Here is a 17,559-nt window from a genome sequence, read left to right as displayed (position 1 = left end):
GTTGCCGCCCGGCAGGTCGCCTGCTCGATGCTCGGGCCATTGACGAGGCAGGGGGCTTCCCGGTCGGGAAGCCCCTTGCCGGGTAACGCTGCGGCGTCGGCGGTAAAGGGGTCACCGGCGGACGCCGATATGGCCGTCAGGCCACGGCTCGCGTGGTCTTGACGGTCAATGCCTGGTCCTGGCCGTTGAAGAGGTGAACGTGCTCCAGGTCGGGCACCAGCGCCACGCGCTGACCGAGTGTCCAGCGGCTGGGTGCCTCGCTGCGATGGATCAGCAGGGTATCGCCGACCTTGGGTTCGAGGTAGACATAGACCTCGTTGCCCAGGTACTCGATGTTGACGATCTCGAAGCTGTTGTCGCCGTGGGCCTCGTCGAGGCGCAGGTGTTCGGGGCGCACGCCCAGCGACAGGCTGGCGCCCTTGCTCTCGCCGCTGGCATCCTGGGGCAGGGCGAGTTCGCCCAGGCCCGGCGCCGTTACCCGGCAGCCCTCGTTGCTGCCGCTGACGGTCTTATGCATCAGCTCGGCCGGCATGAAGTTCATGGTCGGCGAGCCGATGAAGCCCGCCACGAACTTCGTTGCCGGCTGCTGGTAGAGGGTCTGGGGGCTGCCGACCTGCTCGATGCGGCCGTCGCGCAGCACCACGATCTTGTCGGCCAGGGTCATGGCTTCCACCTGGTCGTGGGTGACGTAGATCATGGTCGAACCCAGGCGGTAGTGCAGGCGGGCGATCTCGTTGCGCATCTGCACGCGCAGCGAGGCATCCAGGTTGGACAGCGGCTCGTCGAACAGCAGGATGCGCGGTTCGCGGGCCATGGCGCGGCCCATGGCCACCCGCTGGCGCTGGCCGCCGGAGAGCTCCTTGGGCTTGCGGTGCAGCAGCTCCTCGAGCTGCAGGATGCGGGCCGTGGCCATCACCCGGTCGTCCACCGTCTCGTTGGCCATCTTGGCCAGCTTGAGGCCGAAGGCCATGTTCTCGTAGACCGTCATGTGCGGATAGAGGGCGTAGGACTGGAAGACCATGCCCACGCCGCGCTCGCGCGGTGGCAGGTCGTTGACCACGCCGTCGGCGATCTTCAGCTCGCCGTCGGTGATCGATTCCAGGCCGGCGATCAGCCTCAGCAGGGTCGACTTGCCGCAGCCGGAGGGCCCGACGAAGACCACGAATTCGCCGTCGGCGACCTTGAGGTCGACGTCCTTGATGATATGGGTGTGGCCGAAGGTCTTGTTGAGCTTTTCCAGGGTCACGCTTGCCATCTTGCGACTCCTTGCCGGCCGCGAGGCCGGCATTCTTGTGTGGTGTGTCAGGTATCGAGCTGGAGATAGGCGGCCTGATAGGGCGCCAGCGTCAAGGTGTCGTTATCGAGGCGCGACGCGAAGCCATGGCCCTGGAGCGGGATGCCGGGCTGCGGTAGCGTCGTGCTCAGGCTCTCCGCGCCGAGGTTGAAGACGCACAGCAGCCGTTCGCCATGCCCCTCGCGGATAAAGCCGAGCAGGTCGTCGCCGACGTCGACCAGCTCGAGGGCGCCATCGACCAGCGCCGGGTGGGCGCGCCGGAAGGCCAGCATCTGCCGCGTCGCATTGAGGATCGACTCCTGGGCCTTTTCCTGGCACTCGACGGCCAGCGGCAGGTGCCGAGGCACCACCGGCAGCCAGGGTTCCACATCACCGGCGGTGAAGCCGCCCTGGGCACTGTCGGTCCAGGGCATGGGGGTGCGGCAGCCATCGCGACCCTTGAACTCCGGCCACAGCACCTTGCCGTAGGGGTCCTGGATGCGCTCGAAGGGCACCTCGGCCTCGGGCAGGCCGAGCTCCTCGCCCTGGTAGAGGCAGACGCTGCCGCGTAGCGAGAAGAGCAGGGCCAGCGCCACCTTGGGGTAGGCCACGGGATCTTCGCCCTGGCCCCAGCGGGTGGCACTGCGCACCACGTCGTGATTGGACAGCGCCCAGCACGGCCAGGCGTCGCCGGCCAGCCGCTGGAAGCGCTCTATCACCTCGCGGATATAGGCCGGCGAGTGCGGGTCATTGAGCAGGTCGAAGGTATAGGCCATGTGCAGCTTGTCGCCGCCGGCCGTGTACTCGGCCATGCGCTGGAGCGGATTGTCGTCGCCGATCTCGCCCACCGTGGTGGTGCCGGGGAACTCATCCATCAGGGCACGCAGGTCCTTGAGGAAGTCGAGGTTCTCGGGGCGGCTCAGGTCATAGACGTGGCGCTGCCAGGTGTAGGGATTGCTGTCCGGTGCCCCCAGGGTCTTGGCCTCGCCGGCCGGCACCGGCGGGTTGTCGCGCAGCTCGGCGTCGTGGAAGTAGAAGTTGACGGTATCCAGGCGGAAGCCGTCGACGCCCAGCTCCAGCCAGAAGCGCATGTTGTCCAGGTTCGCCTGGCGGACCTCGGGGTTGTGGAAGTTGAGGTCCGGTTGGCTGGTCAGGAAGTTGTGCAGGTAGTACTGACGCCGACGCGAATCGAAGGTCCAGGCCGGCCCGCCGAAGATCGACAGCCAGTTGTTGGGCGGCGTGCCGTCCGGCTTGGGGTCGGCCCACACGTACCAGTCGGCCTTGGGGTTGGTGCGGTTCTGGCGGCTCTCCTGGAACCAGGGATGCTGGTCGGACGAGTGGCTGATCACCTGGTCGATCATCACCTTGAGGCCCAGCTCATGGGCTCGGGCGAGCAGGGCCTTGAAATCCCCCAGGGTGCCGAACATCGGGTCGACGTCGCGATAATCACTGACGTCATAACCGAAGTCGAGCATCGGCGAGGTGAAGAAGGGCGACAGCCAGATGCCGTCGACGCCCAGCGAGGCGACATAGTCGAGCTTATCGGTGATGCCCTTGAGGTCGCCGATGCCGTCGCCGTTGGCATCCATGAAACTGCGCGGGTAGATCTGGTAGATGACGCCGCCGCGCCACCAGGTCAGGTTGTCTTGCATGTTGGGGGTCCTTGAAAGCATGGATCAGCCCTTGACGGCGCCGGCAGTAAGGCCGGAGACGATGCGCCGCTGGAAGATCATCACCAGGATGACCAGGGGGACGGTGACGGTCACCGACGCGGCCATGATCGCCCCCCACGGCAGCTCGTGCTGGCTGCCGCCGGAGATCAGGGCGATGGCTACCGGCACGGTGCGCTGGTCGTCGGTGAGGGTGAAGGTCAGGGCGAACAGGAACTCGTTCCAGGCGGCGATGAAGGCCAGCAGGCCGGTCGTCGCCATGGCCGGCCACATCAACGGCAGGAATACCTTGGTGATGATCACCCAGGGGGTGGCGCCGTCCATGATCGCCGCCTCTTCCAGCTCCATGGGCAGCTGTCGCATGAAGGTGGTCAGCACCCAGACGGTGAAGGGCAGGGTGAAGATGGTGTAGCTCAGTATCAGGCCACCGGGGTTGTTATAGAGGTTCAGGGTGCGGATGACCTCGAAGAGCCCGGAGAGCACGGCCACCTGGGGGAACATCGACACCCCGAGGATCACCAGCATCACCGTGGTGCGGCCGCGGAAGCGCACCCGACCCAGGGCATAGGAGGCGGTGATGCCCAGCAGCAGGGCGATGAAGACCACCGAGAGCGAGACGATGATCGAGTTGAAGATGGCACGCACGAAGCTCTTCTGGGAGAAGATCTGCACATAGTTGCCGAAATCCAGCGATGATAGCCAGAAGTCGATGCGGAACAGCTCGCTGGAGGGTTTCAGCGAGGTGATCACGGCGTAGTAGAAGGGGAAGACGGCATAAACCATCACCACGGCGATGAGCGCATAGAGCCCCACGCGCTTGGCGAGTTTGATGAGCTGATACTGGTTCATTGTTCCACTCCCAGTTGACGGCGCCCGAGATACAGGTAGATTACGGTGGCCAGGGCGATGATCAGGAACAGCAGGGTCGAGGCGGCACTGCCGTAGCCCACGTCCTGGAACTCGACCAGCTGCTGGCGGGCGTAGATCGACATGGTCATGGTGCTGGTGGCGTTGGAGGTCAGTACGTAGATGACGTCGAACACCCGCAGGGCATCGAGCATGCGGAAGATCACCGCGACCATCAGGGCCGGCGTGATCAGCGGCAGGGTGACCCTGAAGAAGACGCGCACGGGGTGGATGCCGTCGACCTCCGCCGCCTCGTAGCAGTCCTTGGGCAGCATCTGCAGGGCGGCCAGGACCAGTAGCGCGACGAAGGGGATGGTCTTCCAGACGTCGACCATGATCACCGCCCACATGGAGTAGGAGGCGCTGGCGGTCCAGGCGATGGGCGAATCGATGATGCCGATCGCCATCAGCATGTGGTTGATGATCCCGAACTGGTCGTTGAGCATCCAGGCCCACATCTTCGCCGAGACGATGGTGGGAATCGCCCAGGGAATCAGCACGGCGGCACGCACCAGCATGCGGCCCTTGAACTCGGCGTTGAGCAGCAGGGCGACGATGATGCCGAATACCACTTCCAGCGACACCGAGACGACGCTGAAGAACACCGTGTTCCATACCGATCGCCACCACACCGGGTCGGCGAGCAGGCCGTACCAGGCGCCATCGTCATAGACGAGATAGTTCTCGAAACCGATCAGCGCCGCGCCGGCGGTGTCGGACAACGAGGCATCGGTGAAACTGAAGTAGATAGTGCGCAGCAGCGGCCAGCCGGCGACCATGACCAGCACCACCAGCATCGGCGCGAGAAAGGTCCAGGCGGCACGCACGCGCTGGCGGCGAACCTTGGTACCACGATGATGGCTTGCCTGGGGGGCGCGCCCCTTCGCAGGGGCGCTGTCGGTTGCTTGAATCGTCATGATGACCTCCGGTTACCAGCGACGACGCTTGATGCGCGAGAGTTCGCTATCCACCTGGGCGACGGCTTCGGCACCGCTGAGGTCTCCGGAGAGCACCTGATGCACGGCGTTGAAGAAGCTGTTGCTGACGCGGCCGTAGTTGTCGCCGGTGGGCGCCGAGGGGCGAGCCACGGCGTTGGTGAAGGTCTCGTAGAGGGTGCCGAAGAAGGGCACGGCCTCGAGCACCTCCTCGTCCTGGTAGAGGGAGGCCAGGGTGGGGTTGTAGGCGCCCTCGATGGCGCGACGCTTCTGCTCGGCCTCGCCGGTCAGGAAGGCCACCAGGTCGGCGGCGAGTTCGGGATGCTCGCTGTACTTCGACACCGCCAGGTTCCAGCCGCCCAGGGTGGCCGCGCTTTCGCCGTCGGCACCGTGCGGCAGCTTGACCACGCCAACCTTGTCGCGCACGTTGCTGTCCTCGCTCTGGGCCAGTGACCACGCGTAGGGCCAGTTGCGCATGAAGACGGCGTTGCCGGACTGGAAGATGCCGCGGGCTTCCTCCTCGGTATAGTTGAGGGCGCCGTCCGGGGAGATCTCGCCGATCCAGGTGGCGGCCAGGTCGAGGGCCTCGGCGGCGCGCTCGTTGTCGATGGTGATCTCGCCGTCGGTGTCGACGACGCTGCCGCCGCCGTAGCTGGCGATCCACTCCAGGGCGTTGCAGGTCAGGCCCTCGTAGGCTCGGCCCTGGAAGACATAGCCCCACATCCTGTCATTGCCCGCCTCTCGCTCGGCGGCCTGGATCTCGGTGGCGATCTCGGTCAGTTCCTGCCAGGTCTCGGGGGGCTCGAAGCCGTACTCCTCGAGCAGGTCCTTGCGGTAGTAGAGCACCCCGGCATCGGTGAACCAGGGCATGGCCACCAGGCGGCCGTCGACGGTGTTGTTGGTGACGATGGTCTCGAAGTGACCCTCGGCGGCATCCGCACCGAGGGTCTCGTTCAGATCGAGCAGGTGGTTGGCCAGCAGGCCCGGCCACACCACGTCGATCTGCATCACGTCGATGTCGTCGGACTGGGCGGAGAGGATCTGCTGGTAGAGCGACAGGCGTTCGGTGGAGGAGTTGGGCGTGGAGACGATATCCACTTCGTGGCCGGTCTTCTCTTCCCACTGGGCGACGCCCTGTTCGCACAGGGTGAGCTCGGCCCCCACGGCGCCGCAGGAGATGGTCAGCTCCGCTGCCTGGGCCTGGCTGGTACCGGCAGTGGTAGCGCCAGCCAGGGCGATGGCGGTGATCAGTTGTTTCTTGAGCATGGTGGTTTCCTCGTCGGCTTGTTGTTTTGAGTATGGATAGGGCTGTCGGTAGTGCCAGTCATCGCGTGAACTTAAACGATTAAGTTCAATGGCGCCCAGTTAGCCGTTTCGTGGCGCGAAGTTCAACCTAGACTTTGGGCTAACGAGCTACGAGCTACGAGCTACGAGCTACGAGCTACGAGCTACGAGCTACGAGCTACGAGCTGAGGGCGCCGGCGGTTGGAGGCCGCCGCCCATCATAGGGAGAGCAGGAACAGAATCAGCGGCGGCGACAGCAGCGACAGGATGAAGCCGCTGACCACGGCGATGGGCACGCAGGCCACGCCGCCGTGCTGCTGGATCACCGGTAGGGTGAAGTCCATGGAGGTGGCGCCGCCGTAGCCGATGGCGAGTGCCGCGTGGCGGCGGATCACCAGCGGGATCAGCACGAAGGCGAGCAGCTCCCGGGTCAGGTCGTTGAAGAAGGCCACCCCACCGAGCAGGGGCCCGAGCCGGTCGCCGATCAGGATGCCCGAGAGCGAATACCAGCCGAAGCCGGCGGCCATGGCCAGCCCCTCGTTCCAGGCCAGGTCGAGCAGGGGGGCGGCCAGCAGGCCGCCGGCGAGCGAGGTCACGGCCAGCACCGTGGCGATGGCCAGGCCGAAGCGATTGAGCAGGATCTGCCGCAGGGGCATGCCGGAGTTGCGCAACTGGCAGCCGATCAGCGCGAGCAGGGCGTAGAGCACCCACTCGGCGAGGGTCTCGGTCTGGGCGAACAGCGCCGCGCCGGCCAGGCCGCCGCCGGCCAGGCCCAGCAGCACGCCCAGCACCACCACGCCCACCAACGCGAGCGAGCCGGCAATGGCGGCCAGCTTGCTGGTGGGCGCGCCGGGTACCACCTGCGACGGGTCCGCACGCAGGCCGAGCCGCCGGGAGAGCCACCACAGGCCTGCCAGGTTCAGGACGCTGATCACCGCGAACAGCTGCAGGGCCTGACCGCCCAGGCGCGAGAGCTGGCTGGTGAGGTCCTCGAGTCCGGCGAGGCTCACCCCCATCAGCAGCAGGATCACGTAGACCGAGGCGTTCACCCCGTGATTGATCAGGGCCATGGCCCGGGCTTGGTGAACCGGCACCAGATAGCCCAGCACCAGCGGCAACAGCACGATCAGCAGACCGGACAGCATCGAGACTCCCTTCCCGGCAATAGGGCCGCCGTCGGCGGCCGTGAGGCCCGTTACTTTAGAGAAGCCCGCGGGAGAGGGGAAAGGCTTTTCCCGAATGGGGGATCAGCGACATGAATGTCAGTCGGCCCGGGCCAGCTCGGTCAGCGACAGGCGGCTCTGGCGCTTGCCGTCGCGGTGGTATTCCACCGCCAGCAGCAGTCCGGGGTACTCGGGGTGGAAACTGAACAGCAGCCGGCGCTGGGGCTTCTCGGGGTCGCTGGCCTCGACCCTGACGGCTTCGAACTCCCCGGCGGGCAGGGCGAGCGTCTCGCGGTCGAGTACCCGGTAGTCGAGCCGCTCCCCGCGGCCGCGGTGGTCCTGGTAGTCGAGCCGACAGGAGGCGTACTGGCAGTCGCCGGTGAGGGCGCGGCGCGACAGCTCGAACAGGGCGGTCTGGCGGTCCGGTCGCTCGGCCAGTTCGTCGCTGCCGAGCCGGTAGTCGCCACCGATGCCCAGCAGCGAGTAGCCGCTGGCATAGTTCACCGAGCGCACCCCGTCCGGCGTGATGATGAAGCGGCTGCGTTCGCTGCCCCGGGCCACGGCGATGGCAGCACGCATGCGGCTCTGCCAGTGGCCACCTTCGCGGGTCAAGCGATGCTCGATGGTGGCGCTGGGCCAGCCACGCACCTCCAGCCGGTAGCTGGCGGTGAAGGGCCGGGGTTCCGCGCTGTGCTCGAGCGCCGCCGCCTGCTTGCCAGGAGCCGCCGCGTGCGCTCCGGAGGGGTCCGCCGGGGTCAGGGTCAGCAGGAGCAGCAAGGGGGACAGAAGACTCGAAGGGTGGGGCATGGCGGGTCTCCCCGTGGCAGTGGCTCGGCAGTGGGTTGAGGCAACAGGGCTGTGAACCGCGGAGCACGGTTCCGGTTCCCCACTGCACCCTTGTTGCACGCTCGGGCGGGGTGGTCGACGGGCTGCTACGCTTCTGCCTGCAGGTCGCGACAGTTCCGTCACGACCCTTCACACGGAGGACCTTCCCATGGCCAGACTCTTGCTGATTGCCGGTGACTTCGTCGAGGACTACGAGATCATGGTGCCCTTCCAGGCGTTGCAGGCCATGGGGCACGAGGTCGATGCCGTCTGCCCGGAGAAGCGCGAGGGGGACCGGATTCGCACGGCCATCCACGACTTCGAGGGCGACCAGACCTACACCGAGAAGCCGGGGCACGACTTCACCCTGAACGCCACCTTCGCCGAGGTCGAGGTGGCCGACTACGATGGCCTGGTGGTCCCCGGTGGGCGTGCCCCGGAGTACCTGCGCCTCGACGAGCGGGTACTGGAGATGGTTCGTCACTTCTTCGAGCATGAAAAGCCGGTCGCCGCGATCTGCCATGGTGCCCAGCTGCTGGCGGCGGCGGTGTCGCTGGAGGGGCGCCGGGTCTCGGCCTACCCGGCCTGCGCGCCGGAAGTCCGCCTGGCCGGCGGCGACTATGCCGAGATCGAGGTCGACCAGGCCGTGTCGAGCGGCAAGCTGGTCACGGCGCCCGCCTGGCCGGCGCATCCGGCCTGGCTCAGCCAGTTCGACGCGCTGCTGTAGGCTGGGGCATCGTCGTGGTCGGGAACGACCGAGTCCCCCACCTCGATGGTCGGAAGGGATCAGGTCGACGACTGGAGGCGCTTCAGCCCCGGGCTGAGTTCGACCGGGTAGCCACTCTTGCCGGATGCCAGGCTCCTCACTTCGCCGGGCAGGTGCTCGAGGGCGTCCCGCACCCGCTCCCGGGCCTGGTCCGCCCGGGCCAGTGCCGCCTCATCGATCCGGCCCCCCCGCACCAGCGGCGCCAGCAGCGGCTCGCCCTCCGCGATCGGTTCGTCACGCAGGGCGATGACGTCGCCCGCATAGCGCCCGTCGGCGTCCAGGCGACGATAGAGCTGCTTGCGCGCCGGCAGGTTGATCTTGCCGGGCGAGTGCTTGACCCGGGGGGTGCCGGCGAACTCCACCAGCTTGTAGGAGAGGTCGATCACCGGGGCGTCCGCCGAGACCCCCATCTCGGTACCCACGCCGAAGGCGTCGATGGGGGCGTCGTCCTCGAGCAGGTCGTCGATCTTGTACTCGTCGAGCCCGCTGCTGGCGACGATCTTCACCTCGGGATGACCGGCCTCGTCGAGCAGGGCGCGGGCCCCCTTGGCCAGCTCGCCCAGGTCGCCGGAGTCGAGCCGGATGGCACTCACCCGCACCCCGGGATCGTCACGCATCAGCTCGATCACCTTGCGTACCCCTTCCAGGGTGTCGTGGGTGTCCACCAGCAGGGTGGTGCCGGGATAGTGGCGAGCGAAGGCGCGAAAGGCCTCGTGTTCGTCGTCGTGGGCGAGGATGTAGCTGTGGGCCATGGTGCCGTTGAGTGCCAGGTCGTGGCGCAGGCCGCCGAGCACATTGCTGGTGCCGGCCAGCCCGGCCGTGCGGTAGGCGCGCACGCCGCGTACGGCGGCGTCGACCCCGTGCATGCGGCGCAGGCCGAAGTCGACCACCGGGCGGTCGCGGGCCGCCATCACGATGCGCACCGCCTTGGAGGCCAGCACCGTCTCGAGCTGGACCAGGTTCATGATCAGGCTCTCGAGCAGTTGGGCCTCGGCGATGGGGGCGTCCACCTCCATGAAGGGTTCGTTCTGGAACACCGGGGTGCCCTCGGGCAGGGTCCAGATATCGCCGCTGAAGCGCCAGCCGGCGAGCCAGTCGAGGAAGGCGTCGTCGAACTTCCCGGTGCCGGCCAGCCGCGCAAGCGCCGACGGCGTGAAGCGGATCCGGCTGGCCAGGGCGGCGGCATGCTGCTGGCCGCAGGCGAGCATGAAGCGCCGGGTCGGCGGCAGCTTGCGGAAGTAGAGGCTGAAGGTGGCCTGCTCGTGCATCTGCTCCTTCCAGTAGGCCTGGAGCATGGTGAGCTGGTAGAGGTCGGTGAGCAGGGCCAGGTCGCTGTCGACGACCTGGACGGGAATCGGCTCGCTCATGGATGGACCTCGATGCCGGCGGTTTCGAACTCGCGTCGACAGGCCTCGCCGGCCTGCGCATCCACCGCCGCGCTCAGGTTCTCCAGCAGCAGGGTGGCGAAGCCGGCCTGGCGGGCCGCCAGGGCCGTCGCCCTGACGCAGACGTCCAGGGCCAGGCCGCAGACGACCACCCGTTCGACGCCCTTCTCCTTCAGGTAGTCGGCGAGTCCGGTGCCGTCGAAGGCGGAGTAGGCGTCGCGGTCGAAGGCCGTGGCCTTGCTGACCCGGATGGTGCCCTCGGGGAGGGCGAGGTCGGGGTGGAAGGCCGCGCCCTCGGTGTCCTGGACGCAGTGTATCGGCCAGGGGCCGCCGCGGTGCGCGAAGCTGACGTGGTCGACGGGGTGCCAGTCACGGGAGGCGACCACCAGGGCACCGCCACGCCGGGCCGCGTCGATCTCGGCGTTGATGCCCGGCACCAGGGCGGCACCACCGCTCACGGCCAGGGCGCCGCCCTCGCAGAAGTCGTTCTGCATGTCCACGACCAGCAGGGCGTCATGGGGGCCATAGTCCACGTGCCTAGTCATCGTGCACCTCCAGGGAGGTCGATGGGTATCACTTCCAGCCTATCGCCTGTGTCGCCTTTCTTGTAGGGATGAGGTCAAGGTTCCGGAGGTTCAATAGCCGGCGTCGGGATCCACGGTGTCGAGTGACTCACCGGCCTCGAAGGCGCGCAGCGCCTCGGCCACCTGGTCCAGTGCCGCCGAGAGCGGTGTCGGCCCGGCCATGTGGGGCGTGACCCAGACCCGGGGATGCGACCAGAGGGGGCTGTCGGCCGGCAGCGGCTCCTCGGGGAAGGCGTCGAGGATGGCGCCGCGCAGCCGGCCCTCCTGCTCGCCTTCCCCCAGGGCCTCGAGCAGGGCTCGCTCGTCGATCAGGGTGCCGCGGCCGGGATTGATCAGGCTGGCCCCCTCGGGCAGCGCGGCCAGGGCCTCGGCGTCGATGACATGACGGGTCTCCCGGGTGTCGGGCAGCAGCAGCACCAGGGTGTGGACCTGACCGAGCAGCTCGACGAGGCCAGCGTCGCCATGGTGGCAGGTGATACCGTCGAGCGTCTTGGGCGAGCGGCTCCAGCCGTGCACCGGGAAACCGTCGGCGGCGATCATGCCGGCCACCTTGGCGCCGATGGCGCCGAGGCCCAGCACCCCCACCGGCCAGTCGTTCTTGTCGACCACGGCGTGTTCACGCCATTGGTGGCGCGTCTGCTGGCGGCGGTAGCGGTCGAAGTCGCGCTGGAAGTGCAGCACGCCATAGCGCACATAGTCGCCGATCAGATCACTCATGCCGGCGTCGCGCAGCTTGACGATCGGCACGCCCTCGGGCAGGCCGGGATTGCCCAGCAGGGCATCGACCCCGGCCCCCAGGTTGACGATGCCCTTGAGCCGGGTCTGTTCGCGCAGCAGCTCGGTCGGCGGCTTCCACACCGCCAGGTAGTCCATGTCGCGGCGTTCCTCGGCGGGGGCGTCACTGGTGACGATCTCGGCATTCGGCAGGCGCTGGGCCAGCGCATCGCGCCAGGTCTCGGCGTCGTCGATATGGAGCAATACGCGCATGTCGGCTCCCTCTGCTGAGTCGCGGTGGTTCAGTACACGATCTGCATCATGGGCGGTGGCGCCTCGTCGAGCAAGCCGGCCAGGCGAGCCAGGCCCTCGTCGAGCCGGGCGATGTCGGGTTCGGCGCCGAGACTGACGCGGATGCGCCGCGGCGGCGGGGTCTGCTCCACCATGAAGGGCACCGCCGTGGTGATGGCCAGCCCCTCCTGCTCGGCATGCTGCTGGAGCTCCTCGGCGCGCCAGGCGCCGGGCAGGGTGATCCACAGGTGCAGGCTGCTCGGGCGCGAGACGAAGGGGTGGCGGCCCAGCCGGCGGGCCGCGAGCCGCTGACGTTGGCCGAGCAGCTCGCGCTGCTCGGCCGCCAGGGCCTCGACGCTGCCGTCCGCCAGCCACAGGTGGGCGAGCTCGAAGACCAGCGGGGTGGCCATCCAGGTGGTGGCGCGCATCCGCGGCAGGGTGTGGTGCAACTGGCCGCGGGGCACCGTCAGGTAGCCCGCTCGCAGTCCGGGCACCGTGACCTTGGTCAGGCTGGTGACGTGGAAGCCGAGCTGGGGAAGCCGGGCGGTCAGCGGCGTCAGCCCCGGTGCTTCCAGCAGGGCATGGACATCGTCCTCGATCAGCCACACCCCGTGTCGCTCGAGTACCTCGGCCACCGCATCGCGGCGCGCCTCGCTCATGGTCGCGCCCGTGGGGTTGAGCTGGGTGGGGGTCAGGCAGACGGCGCGGGGCTTGAAGCGGCGACAGGCCACGTCGAGTGCCTCGGGGATCACCCCCTCGTCGTCGATGGACACACCGCGCAGCTGGAAGCCGAGGGTGCGCGACAGGGCGATCAGGCCGTGATCGGTGAGCGCCTCGGTAAGCACCAGGTCGCCGTGCTGGACCACCGTGGAGATCGCCAGCATCAGGCCGTGGGCGGCACCGTTGCAGAGGATCAGGTCGTCGACATCCCCGGGCACCCGGAGGCGAGTGGCGAGCCAGGTGCTGGCGCGCTCGCGCTGGTGCAGGAGCCCGGCGATCGGCCGGTTGGCCGTGATCACCTCGGGACTGGCGTGTTCGGCCAGCTCGGCCAGTGCCTGGCGAAAGCGCAGGTGGTGGCCCGGGGGGCAGACCGGGTGGGCGATGGAGAGGTCGATCAAGAGGGGCTCGTGGCGCGGTTCGTGGCCGCGCAGGTAGGCCGACTCCCGGGCATCGTCCAGGGCGTTGATCCAGGTGCCGCTGCCGACACGGGCCTGGACCAGCCCCATCTTCTCGGCCTGGGCGTAGGCCCGTGACACCGTCTGTACGCTGACGCCGAGTGTCTCGGCCAGCTGGCGATGGGGCGGCAGTCGGGTGCCCGGCGTGAGTTCGCCCTGGCGGATCGCTTCCGATAGCGCCCGGGCGATGGCCAGGTACTTGGGGCCTGCCTCGGTCAGGTAGGGGGTCAGATCAATTGTCATGATGCAATAAAGCCTTTGACCGCCGGCCAATGGGGGGTGCTAGTATCCGCCTAGCGGCATTGACTGGCAATTGTCATGGTCCACATCATAAAGCATCATGACAATTGTCGCGACGAGGGATCACTCCTTGCCAGTGACCGTTACCCCTGCGGCCCGGCCCTCTCCCAGGTGGAAGATGGCCGGTTCTTGGTGATGCGATGGCGAGTGGCCACATGATTCAGGTTTCCCTGCCCTTCACTCGTGAGGAATACGCCAGCCGGCTGTGGAAGGTGCGCGCCGAGATGGCCAGTCGGGGCATCGACGTGCTGATCGTCAGCGACCCGTCCAACATGGCCTGGCTCACCGGCTACGACGGCTGGTCGTTCTACGTCCACCAGTGCGTGCTGGTCAGCCTGGAGGGTGAACCGGTGTGGTACGGCCGGCGCATGGACGCCAACGGGGCACTGCGGACCTGCTGGATCGATCCGGACAACATCACCTACTACCCGGATTACTATGTGCAGAATCCGGACATGCACCCCATGGACTACCTCGCCCAGACCATCCTGCCCGACCGTGGCTGGCACCAGGGGGTGGTGGGCATGGAGATGGACAACTACTACTTCTCGGCCAAGGCCTACCAGAGCCTGCTGCGCGAGCTGCCCCATGCGCGCTTCCTGGATGCCAATGGGCTGGTCAACTGGTGCCGCGCCATCAAGTCGCCCCAGGAGATCGAGTACATGCGCGTCGCCGCGAAGATCGTCGAGGGCATGCACTCGCGCATCCTCGAGGTGATCGAGCCGGGGCTGCCCAAGAGCAAGCTGGTCTCGGAGATCTACCGGGTCGGTATCGAGGGCTGGACGGATCCGGCGGGCCGGGTCTACGGCGGCGACTACCCGGCCATCGTGCCCATGCTGCCCACCGGCAAGGACGCCGCCGCGCCCCACCTCACCTGGGACGACACTCCCTTCCGCGAGGGGGAGGGCACCTTCTTCGAGATCGCCGGGGTCTACAAGCGCTACCATGCCCCCATGTCGCGCACGGTGTTCCTCGGCCGGCCGCCCCAGGAGTTCGTGCGCGCCGAGTCGGCGCTGCTGGAGGGCATCGAGAACGGCCTGGAGGTGGCCAGGCCCGGCAATCGCACCGCCGACATCGCCATGGCGCTGGGCGCGGCCATGGACAAGTACGGCTTCGACCGCGGCGGTGCCCGCTGCGGCTACTCCATCGGCATCAGCTATCCGCCGGACTGGGGCGAGCGCACCATGAGCCTGCGTCCCTCCGACGAGACCATCCTGAAGCCGGGGATGACCTTCCACTTCATGCCCGGGCTGTGGGAGGAGGAGTGGGGGCTCGAGATCACCGAGAGTATCCTGATCACCGAGACCGGCGCCGAGACCCTGGCCGACTTCCCGCGCCAGCTGTTCGTGCACTGAGCCCGAAACGCAGCCAACGGAGGGGCGCCGGGGGCAAACCGAAGAGGAGGTCTTTTGCCAGGGGCGAGGCGGAAATTAGAAGAACATCCAGTGAATGTTCTTCCCGCCGAGCGGGTTGGCCACGGATGGCCAACCCCGGCCCTGCAAGCGGAGCAGGATGCGAGAGCGCCGCAGGGCAAAAGTAGCGTACAGGGAAGTATTCACAGCGCCTCCTCGCAGGTTTGCCGCCGGGTAAGCCCCGTGTCGCATCTGCATTGGCCCCGAGAATTGGATCGCGGCAATCTGTGCAAGAATATGGAGACCACTCAATGACCAAGCGACCCAGCCCCATTTCCGCCACCGTCGACTTCGACGCCGACGGCGTGCAGCACGGCTTCCTCAAGCTGCCCATCTCCACCGACGAGTCGGCCTGGGGGGCGGTGATGATCCCGCTCACCGTGGTCAAGAACGGCCAGGGCCCCACGGCCCTGCTCACCGGCGGCAACCACGGCGACGAATACGAGGGCATCACCGCCCTGATGAAGCTCGCCTCGACCCTGCGCGCCGAGGACGTCACCGGCCGGGTGATCATCGTGCCCTGCATGAACCAGCCGGCGGTGATGGCCGGCAAGCGCACCTCCGGGCTCGACGGCGGCAACCTCAATCGCAGCTTCCCGGGCGACCCGGACGGCACGGTCACCGAGAAGATCGCCGACTACTTTACCCGGGTGATGGTGCCGATGAGCGACGTGGTGCTCGACCTGCACTCCGGTGGGCGCACCCTGGACATCATCCCCTTCGCCGCCTCCCACGTGCTGGAGGACGCCGAGCAGCAGCGCCAGGCCCTCGAGGGCGCCAAGGCCTTCGGGGCCCCCTATGCGGTGATGATGTTCGAGCTCGACGCCGCGGCGCTGTTCGACACCGCGGTGGAAAGCCAGGGCAAGGTGTTCGTCGCCACCGAACTCGGCGGCGGCGGCACCTCGACGCCGCAGAGCCTGGCCATCACCGAGCGCGGCGTGCGCAACTTCCTGATCCACTTCGGCCTGATGGCCGGCGAGGTGGAGATGCCCGACGCGCCCCAGGTCTATCTCGACATGCCCGATGCCAGCTGTTATGTGCAGAGCGAGCACAGTGGGCTGCTCGAGCTGACGCTGGCGCTGGGCGAGGCGGTGGAGAAGGGCGAGGTGATCGCCCGCGTCTTTGATCTGACCCGCAGCGGCACGCCGCCGGTGGAGTACCGCGCCAGCCGCAGTGGCGTGCTGGCGGCACGTCGCTTCCCGGCGCAGGTCAATATGGGCGACACCATCGCCGTGATCGCCGAAGTCGTCGATTCGCTGGGCTGAACAGGCCCGCCACATTCAGAAGCAGGAAACGCATGAAGCTCGATCGCTATGACCTGAAGATTCTCGAGATCCTGTCGCGGGACGGGCGCATCACCAAGTCGAAGCTGGCCGAGGCGATCAACCTCTCGGTCAGCCCTTGCTGGGAGCGGGTACGGCGGCTGGAGAAGGCCGGCATCATCGAGGGCTACAGCGCCCGGATCAATCCCGAGGCGCTGGTCAAGCGCACCCCGGTGTGGGTGCAGATCGAGCTGAAACAGCACAACGCCGAGAGCTTCGCCCGCTTCGAGGCGCTGGTGCATGCCACCCCCGAGGTCACCGAGTGCGTGGCGGTCGGCGGGGGCGTCGACTACCTGATCAAGGTGGAAGCCGACTCCATCGATGCCTACCAGCGACTGATCGACCGTTGGCTCACCGGCGACGCCGGCATCGAACGCTACTTCACCTACATCGTCACCAAGACGGTGAAGCGTCCCCTCGCCGGTTTCGAGCCCCGCGACTTCGCCTGACACCGGCGATCCCGCGGGCCGCGTCGTGGCGGTGCGCCCGAGCGAATGTTCAGCGTTGATGTCACGGAGCCCGATTCTGGCTTAAGCTTGACCGTGGAGGGTGAGCCAGTGCTCACCCATGCCGGGCGATCCCACCGGCACGCTTTCCGACGGTGCCGGTCCGAGTTCGATGGCGCCCTGGAAGTTTTCGAGATCGCCTGACGCAGAGAAACCACGATGTCCTACTTCACCATTGCCGGCGTGCAGATGTATGCCCTGCACCACGGCGACAATACCGAGGCCATGCGCCACCGGGTCGATGTGCTGATGAGTCGCTTCCCCCAGGTGCAGATGGTCGTCTTCAGCGAGCTGATGCCCATGGGCGCCTCGCCGCACCATGCCGAACCGATGCCCAGCAACGCCGAGGCGCTGTTCTGCCAGCTCGCCGAGCAGCACCGCATCTGGCTGATTCCCGGCTCGATGTTCGAGCGGGTGGATGACCGGATCTACAACACCCTCTCGGTGATCAACCCCCACGGCCAGGTGGTGGCCCGCTACCGCAAGATGTTCCCCTTCCGCCCCTACGAGGCCGGGGTGGAGAGCGGTAGCGAGTTCGTCACCTTCGACGTACCCCATGTCGGCCGCTTCGGGGTGTCGATCTGCTATGACATGTGGTTCCCCGAGACCACCCGCACCCTCGCCGCCCTGGGCGCCGAGGTGATCCTGCACCCCACCATGACCGACACCATCGACCGCGACATCGAGCTGGCCATCGCCCGCACCAACGCCGCGGTCAACCAGTGCTACTTCTTCGACATCAATGGCGCCGGCGCCATCGGCAATGGCCGCTCCATCGTGGTCGGCCCCTCCGGCGACGTCATCCACCAGGCCGGTACCGGCGAGGAGGTCATGCCCATCGAGGTCGACCTCACTCGGGTGCGCCGCGAGCGCGAGACCGGCCTGCGTGGCCTCGGTCAGCCGCTCAAGAGCTTCCGCGACCGTCGCGTCGACTTCTCGGTGTACCGCAGCGAGACCGGCTCGACCCCCTTCCTCGACACCCTGGGCCCGCTGGCCAAGCCGGTGCGTGCCGACATCGAGGAGCACTGACCCACCGCCTGCGGGCGGC

Annotated in this window: 16 protein-coding genes; 5 read left to right on the top strand and 11 right to left on the bottom strand. The window is 67.5% G+C overall.

Annotation, left to right across the window (positions count from 1 at the left end):
* Positions 1 to 136 precede the first annotated feature (136 nt).
* The 7 genes from MKP05_RS04765 to MKP05_RS04735 all read right to left on the bottom strand — a co-directional run bounded on the left by MKP05_RS04765 (position 137) and on the right by MKP05_RS04735 (position 8,038).
* A complete protein-coding gene (locus MKP05_RS04765; RefSeq protein WP_240567271.1) occupies positions 137 to 1,255 on the bottom strand; it encodes an ABC transporter ATP-binding protein in 1,119 nt (372 codons plus the stop codon).
* A gap of 47 nt (positions 1,256 to 1,302) precedes the next feature.
* Positions 1,303 to 2,925, bottom strand: coding sequence for an alpha-glucosidase (locus MKP05_RS04760; protein WP_240567270.1), 1,623 nt, complete (start codon positions 2,923 to 2,925; stop codon positions 1,303 to 1,305).
* 24 nt (positions 2,926 to 2,949) lie between these two features.
* Complete coding sequence (locus tag MKP05_RS04755) at positions 2,950 to 3,792, bottom strand: carbohydrate ABC transporter permease (RefSeq protein WP_240567269.1); 843 nt, start codon at positions 3,790 to 3,792, stop codon at positions 2,950 to 2,952.
* Entirely contained in the window at positions 3,789 to 4,766 is a 978-nt protein-coding gene (locus MKP05_RS04750; protein WP_240567268.1) for a carbohydrate ABC transporter permease, read from the bottom strand. The genes MKP05_RS04755 and MKP05_RS04750 overlap by 4 nt, the downstream gene beginning before the upstream one ends.
* Positions 4,767 to 4,778: 12 nt before the next feature.
* Positions 4,779 to 6,050, bottom strand: coding sequence for an ABC transporter substrate-binding protein (locus tag MKP05_RS04745; protein ID WP_240567267.1), 1,272 nt, complete (start codon positions 6,048 to 6,050; stop codon positions 4,779 to 4,781).
* 236 nt (positions 6,051 to 6,286) lie between these two features.
* Entirely contained in the window at positions 6,287 to 7,213 is a 927-nt protein-coding gene (locus MKP05_RS04740; RefSeq protein ID WP_240567266.1) for a LysO family transporter, read from the bottom strand.
* A 117-nt stretch (positions 7,214 to 7,330) separates the two neighbouring features.
* Positions 7,331 to 8,038, bottom strand: coding sequence for a hypothetical protein (locus tag MKP05_RS04735; RefSeq protein WP_240567265.1), 708 nt, complete (start codon positions 8,036 to 8,038; stop codon positions 7,331 to 7,333).
* A 187-nt stretch (positions 8,039 to 8,225) separates the two neighbouring features.
* On the opposite strand from MKP05_RS04735, the gene MKP05_RS04730 reads away from it, so the two are divergent.
* A complete protein-coding gene (locus tag MKP05_RS04730) occupies positions 8,226 to 8,783 on the top strand; it encodes a DJ-1/PfpI family protein (RefSeq protein ID WP_110282288.1) in 558 nt (185 codons plus the stop codon).
* Positions 8,784 to 8,842: 59 nt separating this feature from the next.
* Here the strand turns inward: MKP05_RS04730 and MKP05_RS04725 are convergent, their stop codons facing one another.
* The 4 genes from MKP05_RS04725 to ehuR form a co-directional block, all read right to left on the bottom strand.
* The gene (locus MKP05_RS04725) at positions 8,843 to 10,189 is read right to left on the bottom strand and encodes a nicotinate phosphoribosyltransferase (RefSeq protein WP_240567264.1); all 1,347 of its coding nucleotides are present in this window, start codon (positions 10,187 to 10,189) and stop codon (positions 8,843 to 8,845) included.
* Entirely contained in the window at positions 10,186 to 10,752 is a 567-nt protein-coding gene (locus MKP05_RS04720; RefSeq protein WP_240567263.1) for a nicotinamidase, read from the bottom strand. The genes MKP05_RS04725 and MKP05_RS04720 overlap by 4 nt, the downstream gene beginning before the upstream one ends.
* A gap of 90 nt (positions 10,753 to 10,842) precedes the next feature.
* The gene (locus MKP05_RS04715) at positions 10,843 to 11,778 is read right to left on the bottom strand and encodes a 2-hydroxyacid dehydrogenase (protein ID WP_240567262.1); all 936 of its coding nucleotides are present in this window, start codon (positions 11,776 to 11,778) and stop codon (positions 10,843 to 10,845) included.
* Positions 11,779 to 11,807: 29 nt separating this feature from the next.
* Positions 11,808 to 13,214: a MocR-like ectoine utilization transcription factor EhuR gene (gene ehuR / locus MKP05_RS04710; RefSeq protein ID WP_110282284.1), complete on the bottom strand. Its 1,407-nt coding sequence runs from the start codon at positions 13,212 to 13,214 to the stop codon at positions 11,808 to 11,810.
* A 212-nt stretch (positions 13,215 to 13,426) separates the two neighbouring features.
* Here ehuR and doeA point away from each other — a divergent pair, with 212 nt between their 5' ends.
* The 4 genes from doeA to MKP05_RS04690 all read left to right on the top strand — a co-directional run bounded on the left by doeA (position 13,427) and on the right by MKP05_RS04690 (position 17,540).
* Positions 13,427 to 14,626, top strand: a complete 1,200-nt coding sequence (doeA, locus tag MKP05_RS04705; RefSeq protein ID WP_240567261.1) for an ectoine hydrolase DoeA — start codon at positions 13,427 to 13,429, stop codon at positions 14,624 to 14,626.
* A 308-nt stretch (positions 14,627 to 14,934) separates the two neighbouring features.
* Complete coding sequence (gene doeB / locus MKP05_RS04700; RefSeq protein ID WP_240567260.1) at positions 14,935 to 15,948, top strand: N(2)-acetyl-L-2,4-diaminobutanoate deacetylase DoeB; 1,014 nt, start codon at positions 14,935 to 14,937, stop codon at positions 15,946 to 15,948.
* Between the two features lie 32 nt (positions 15,949 to 15,980).
* The gene (locus MKP05_RS04695) at positions 15,981 to 16,454 is read left to right on the top strand and encodes an Lrp/AsnC family transcriptional regulator (protein WP_240567259.1); all 474 of its coding nucleotides are present in this window, start codon (positions 15,981 to 15,983) and stop codon (positions 16,452 to 16,454) included.
* Positions 16,455 to 16,670: 216 nt separating this feature from the next.
* Positions 16,671 to 17,540: a carbon-nitrogen hydrolase family protein gene (locus MKP05_RS04690; protein WP_110282280.1), complete on the top strand. Its 870-nt coding sequence runs from the start codon at positions 16,671 to 16,673 to the stop codon at positions 17,538 to 17,540.
* The last annotated feature ends 19 nt before the right edge of the window (positions 17,541 to 17,559 follow it).

The organism is Halomonas flagellata, from assembly GCF_022487945.1.
Classification (GTDB): Bacteria; Pseudomonadota; Gammaproteobacteria; order Pseudomonadales; family Halomonadaceae; genus Halomonas; species Halomonas flagellata.
The sequence above is the reverse complement of the archived record's forward strand: the minus strand, read 5'-3'. Positions and strand labels throughout refer to the sequence as shown.

Bases quoted from the DNA above. Each gene is read 5' to 3' on its own strand.
- MKP05_RS04765 (WP_240567271.1), bottom strand. From the start codon at position 1,255: ATGGCAAGCGTGACCCTGGAAAAGCTCAACAAGACCTTCGGCCACACC.
- MKP05_RS04760 (WP_240567270.1), bottom strand. From the start codon at position 2,925: ATGCAAGACAACCTGACCTGGTGGCGCGGCGGCGTCATCTACCAGATC.
- MKP05_RS04755 (WP_240567269.1), bottom strand. From the start codon at position 3,792: ATGAACCAGTATCAGCTCATCAAACTCGCCAAGCGCGTGGGGCTCTAT.
- MKP05_RS04750 (WP_240567268.1), bottom strand. From the start codon at position 4,766: ATGACGATTCAAGCAACCGACAGCGCCCCTGCGAAGGGGCGCGCCCCC.
- MKP05_RS04745 (WP_240567267.1), bottom strand. From the start codon at position 6,050: ATGCTCAAGAAACAACTGATCACCGCCATCGCCCTGGCTGGCGCTACC.
- MKP05_RS04740 (WP_240567266.1), bottom strand. From the start codon at position 7,213: ATGCTGTCCGGTCTGCTGATCGTGCTGTTGCCGCTGGTGCTGGGCTAT.
- MKP05_RS04735 (WP_240567265.1), bottom strand. From the start codon at position 8,038: ATGCCCCACCCTTCGAGTCTTCTGTCCCCCTTGCTGCTCCTGCTGACC.
- MKP05_RS04730 (WP_110282288.1), top strand. From the start codon at position 8,226: ATGGCCAGACTCTTGCTGATTGCCGGTGACTTCGTCGAGGACTACGAG.
- MKP05_RS04725 (WP_240567264.1), bottom strand. From the start codon at position 10,189: ATGAGCGAGCCGATTCCCGTCCAGGTCGTCGACAGCGACCTGGCCCTG.
- MKP05_RS04720 (WP_240567263.1), bottom strand. From the start codon at position 10,752: ATGACTAGGCACGTGGACTATGGCCCCCATGACGCCCTGCTGGTCGTG.
- MKP05_RS04715 (WP_240567262.1), bottom strand. From the start codon at position 11,778: ATGCGCGTATTGCTCCATATCGACGACGCCGAGACCTGGCGCGATGCG.
- ehuR (WP_110282284.1), bottom strand. From the start codon at position 13,214: ATGACAATTGATCTGACCCCCTACCTGACCGAGGCAGGCCCCAAGTAC.
- doeA (WP_240567261.1), top strand. From the start codon at position 13,427: ATGATTCAGGTTTCCCTGCCCTTCACTCGTGAGGAATACGCCAGCCGG.
- doeB (WP_240567260.1), top strand. From the start codon at position 14,935: ATGACCAAGCGACCCAGCCCCATTTCCGCCACCGTCGACTTCGACGCC.
- MKP05_RS04695 (WP_240567259.1), top strand. From the start codon at position 15,981: ATGAAGCTCGATCGCTATGACCTGAAGATTCTCGAGATCCTGTCGCGG.
- MKP05_RS04690 (WP_110282280.1), top strand. From the start codon at position 16,671: ATGTCCTACTTCACCATTGCCGGCGTGCAGATGTATGCCCTGCACCAC.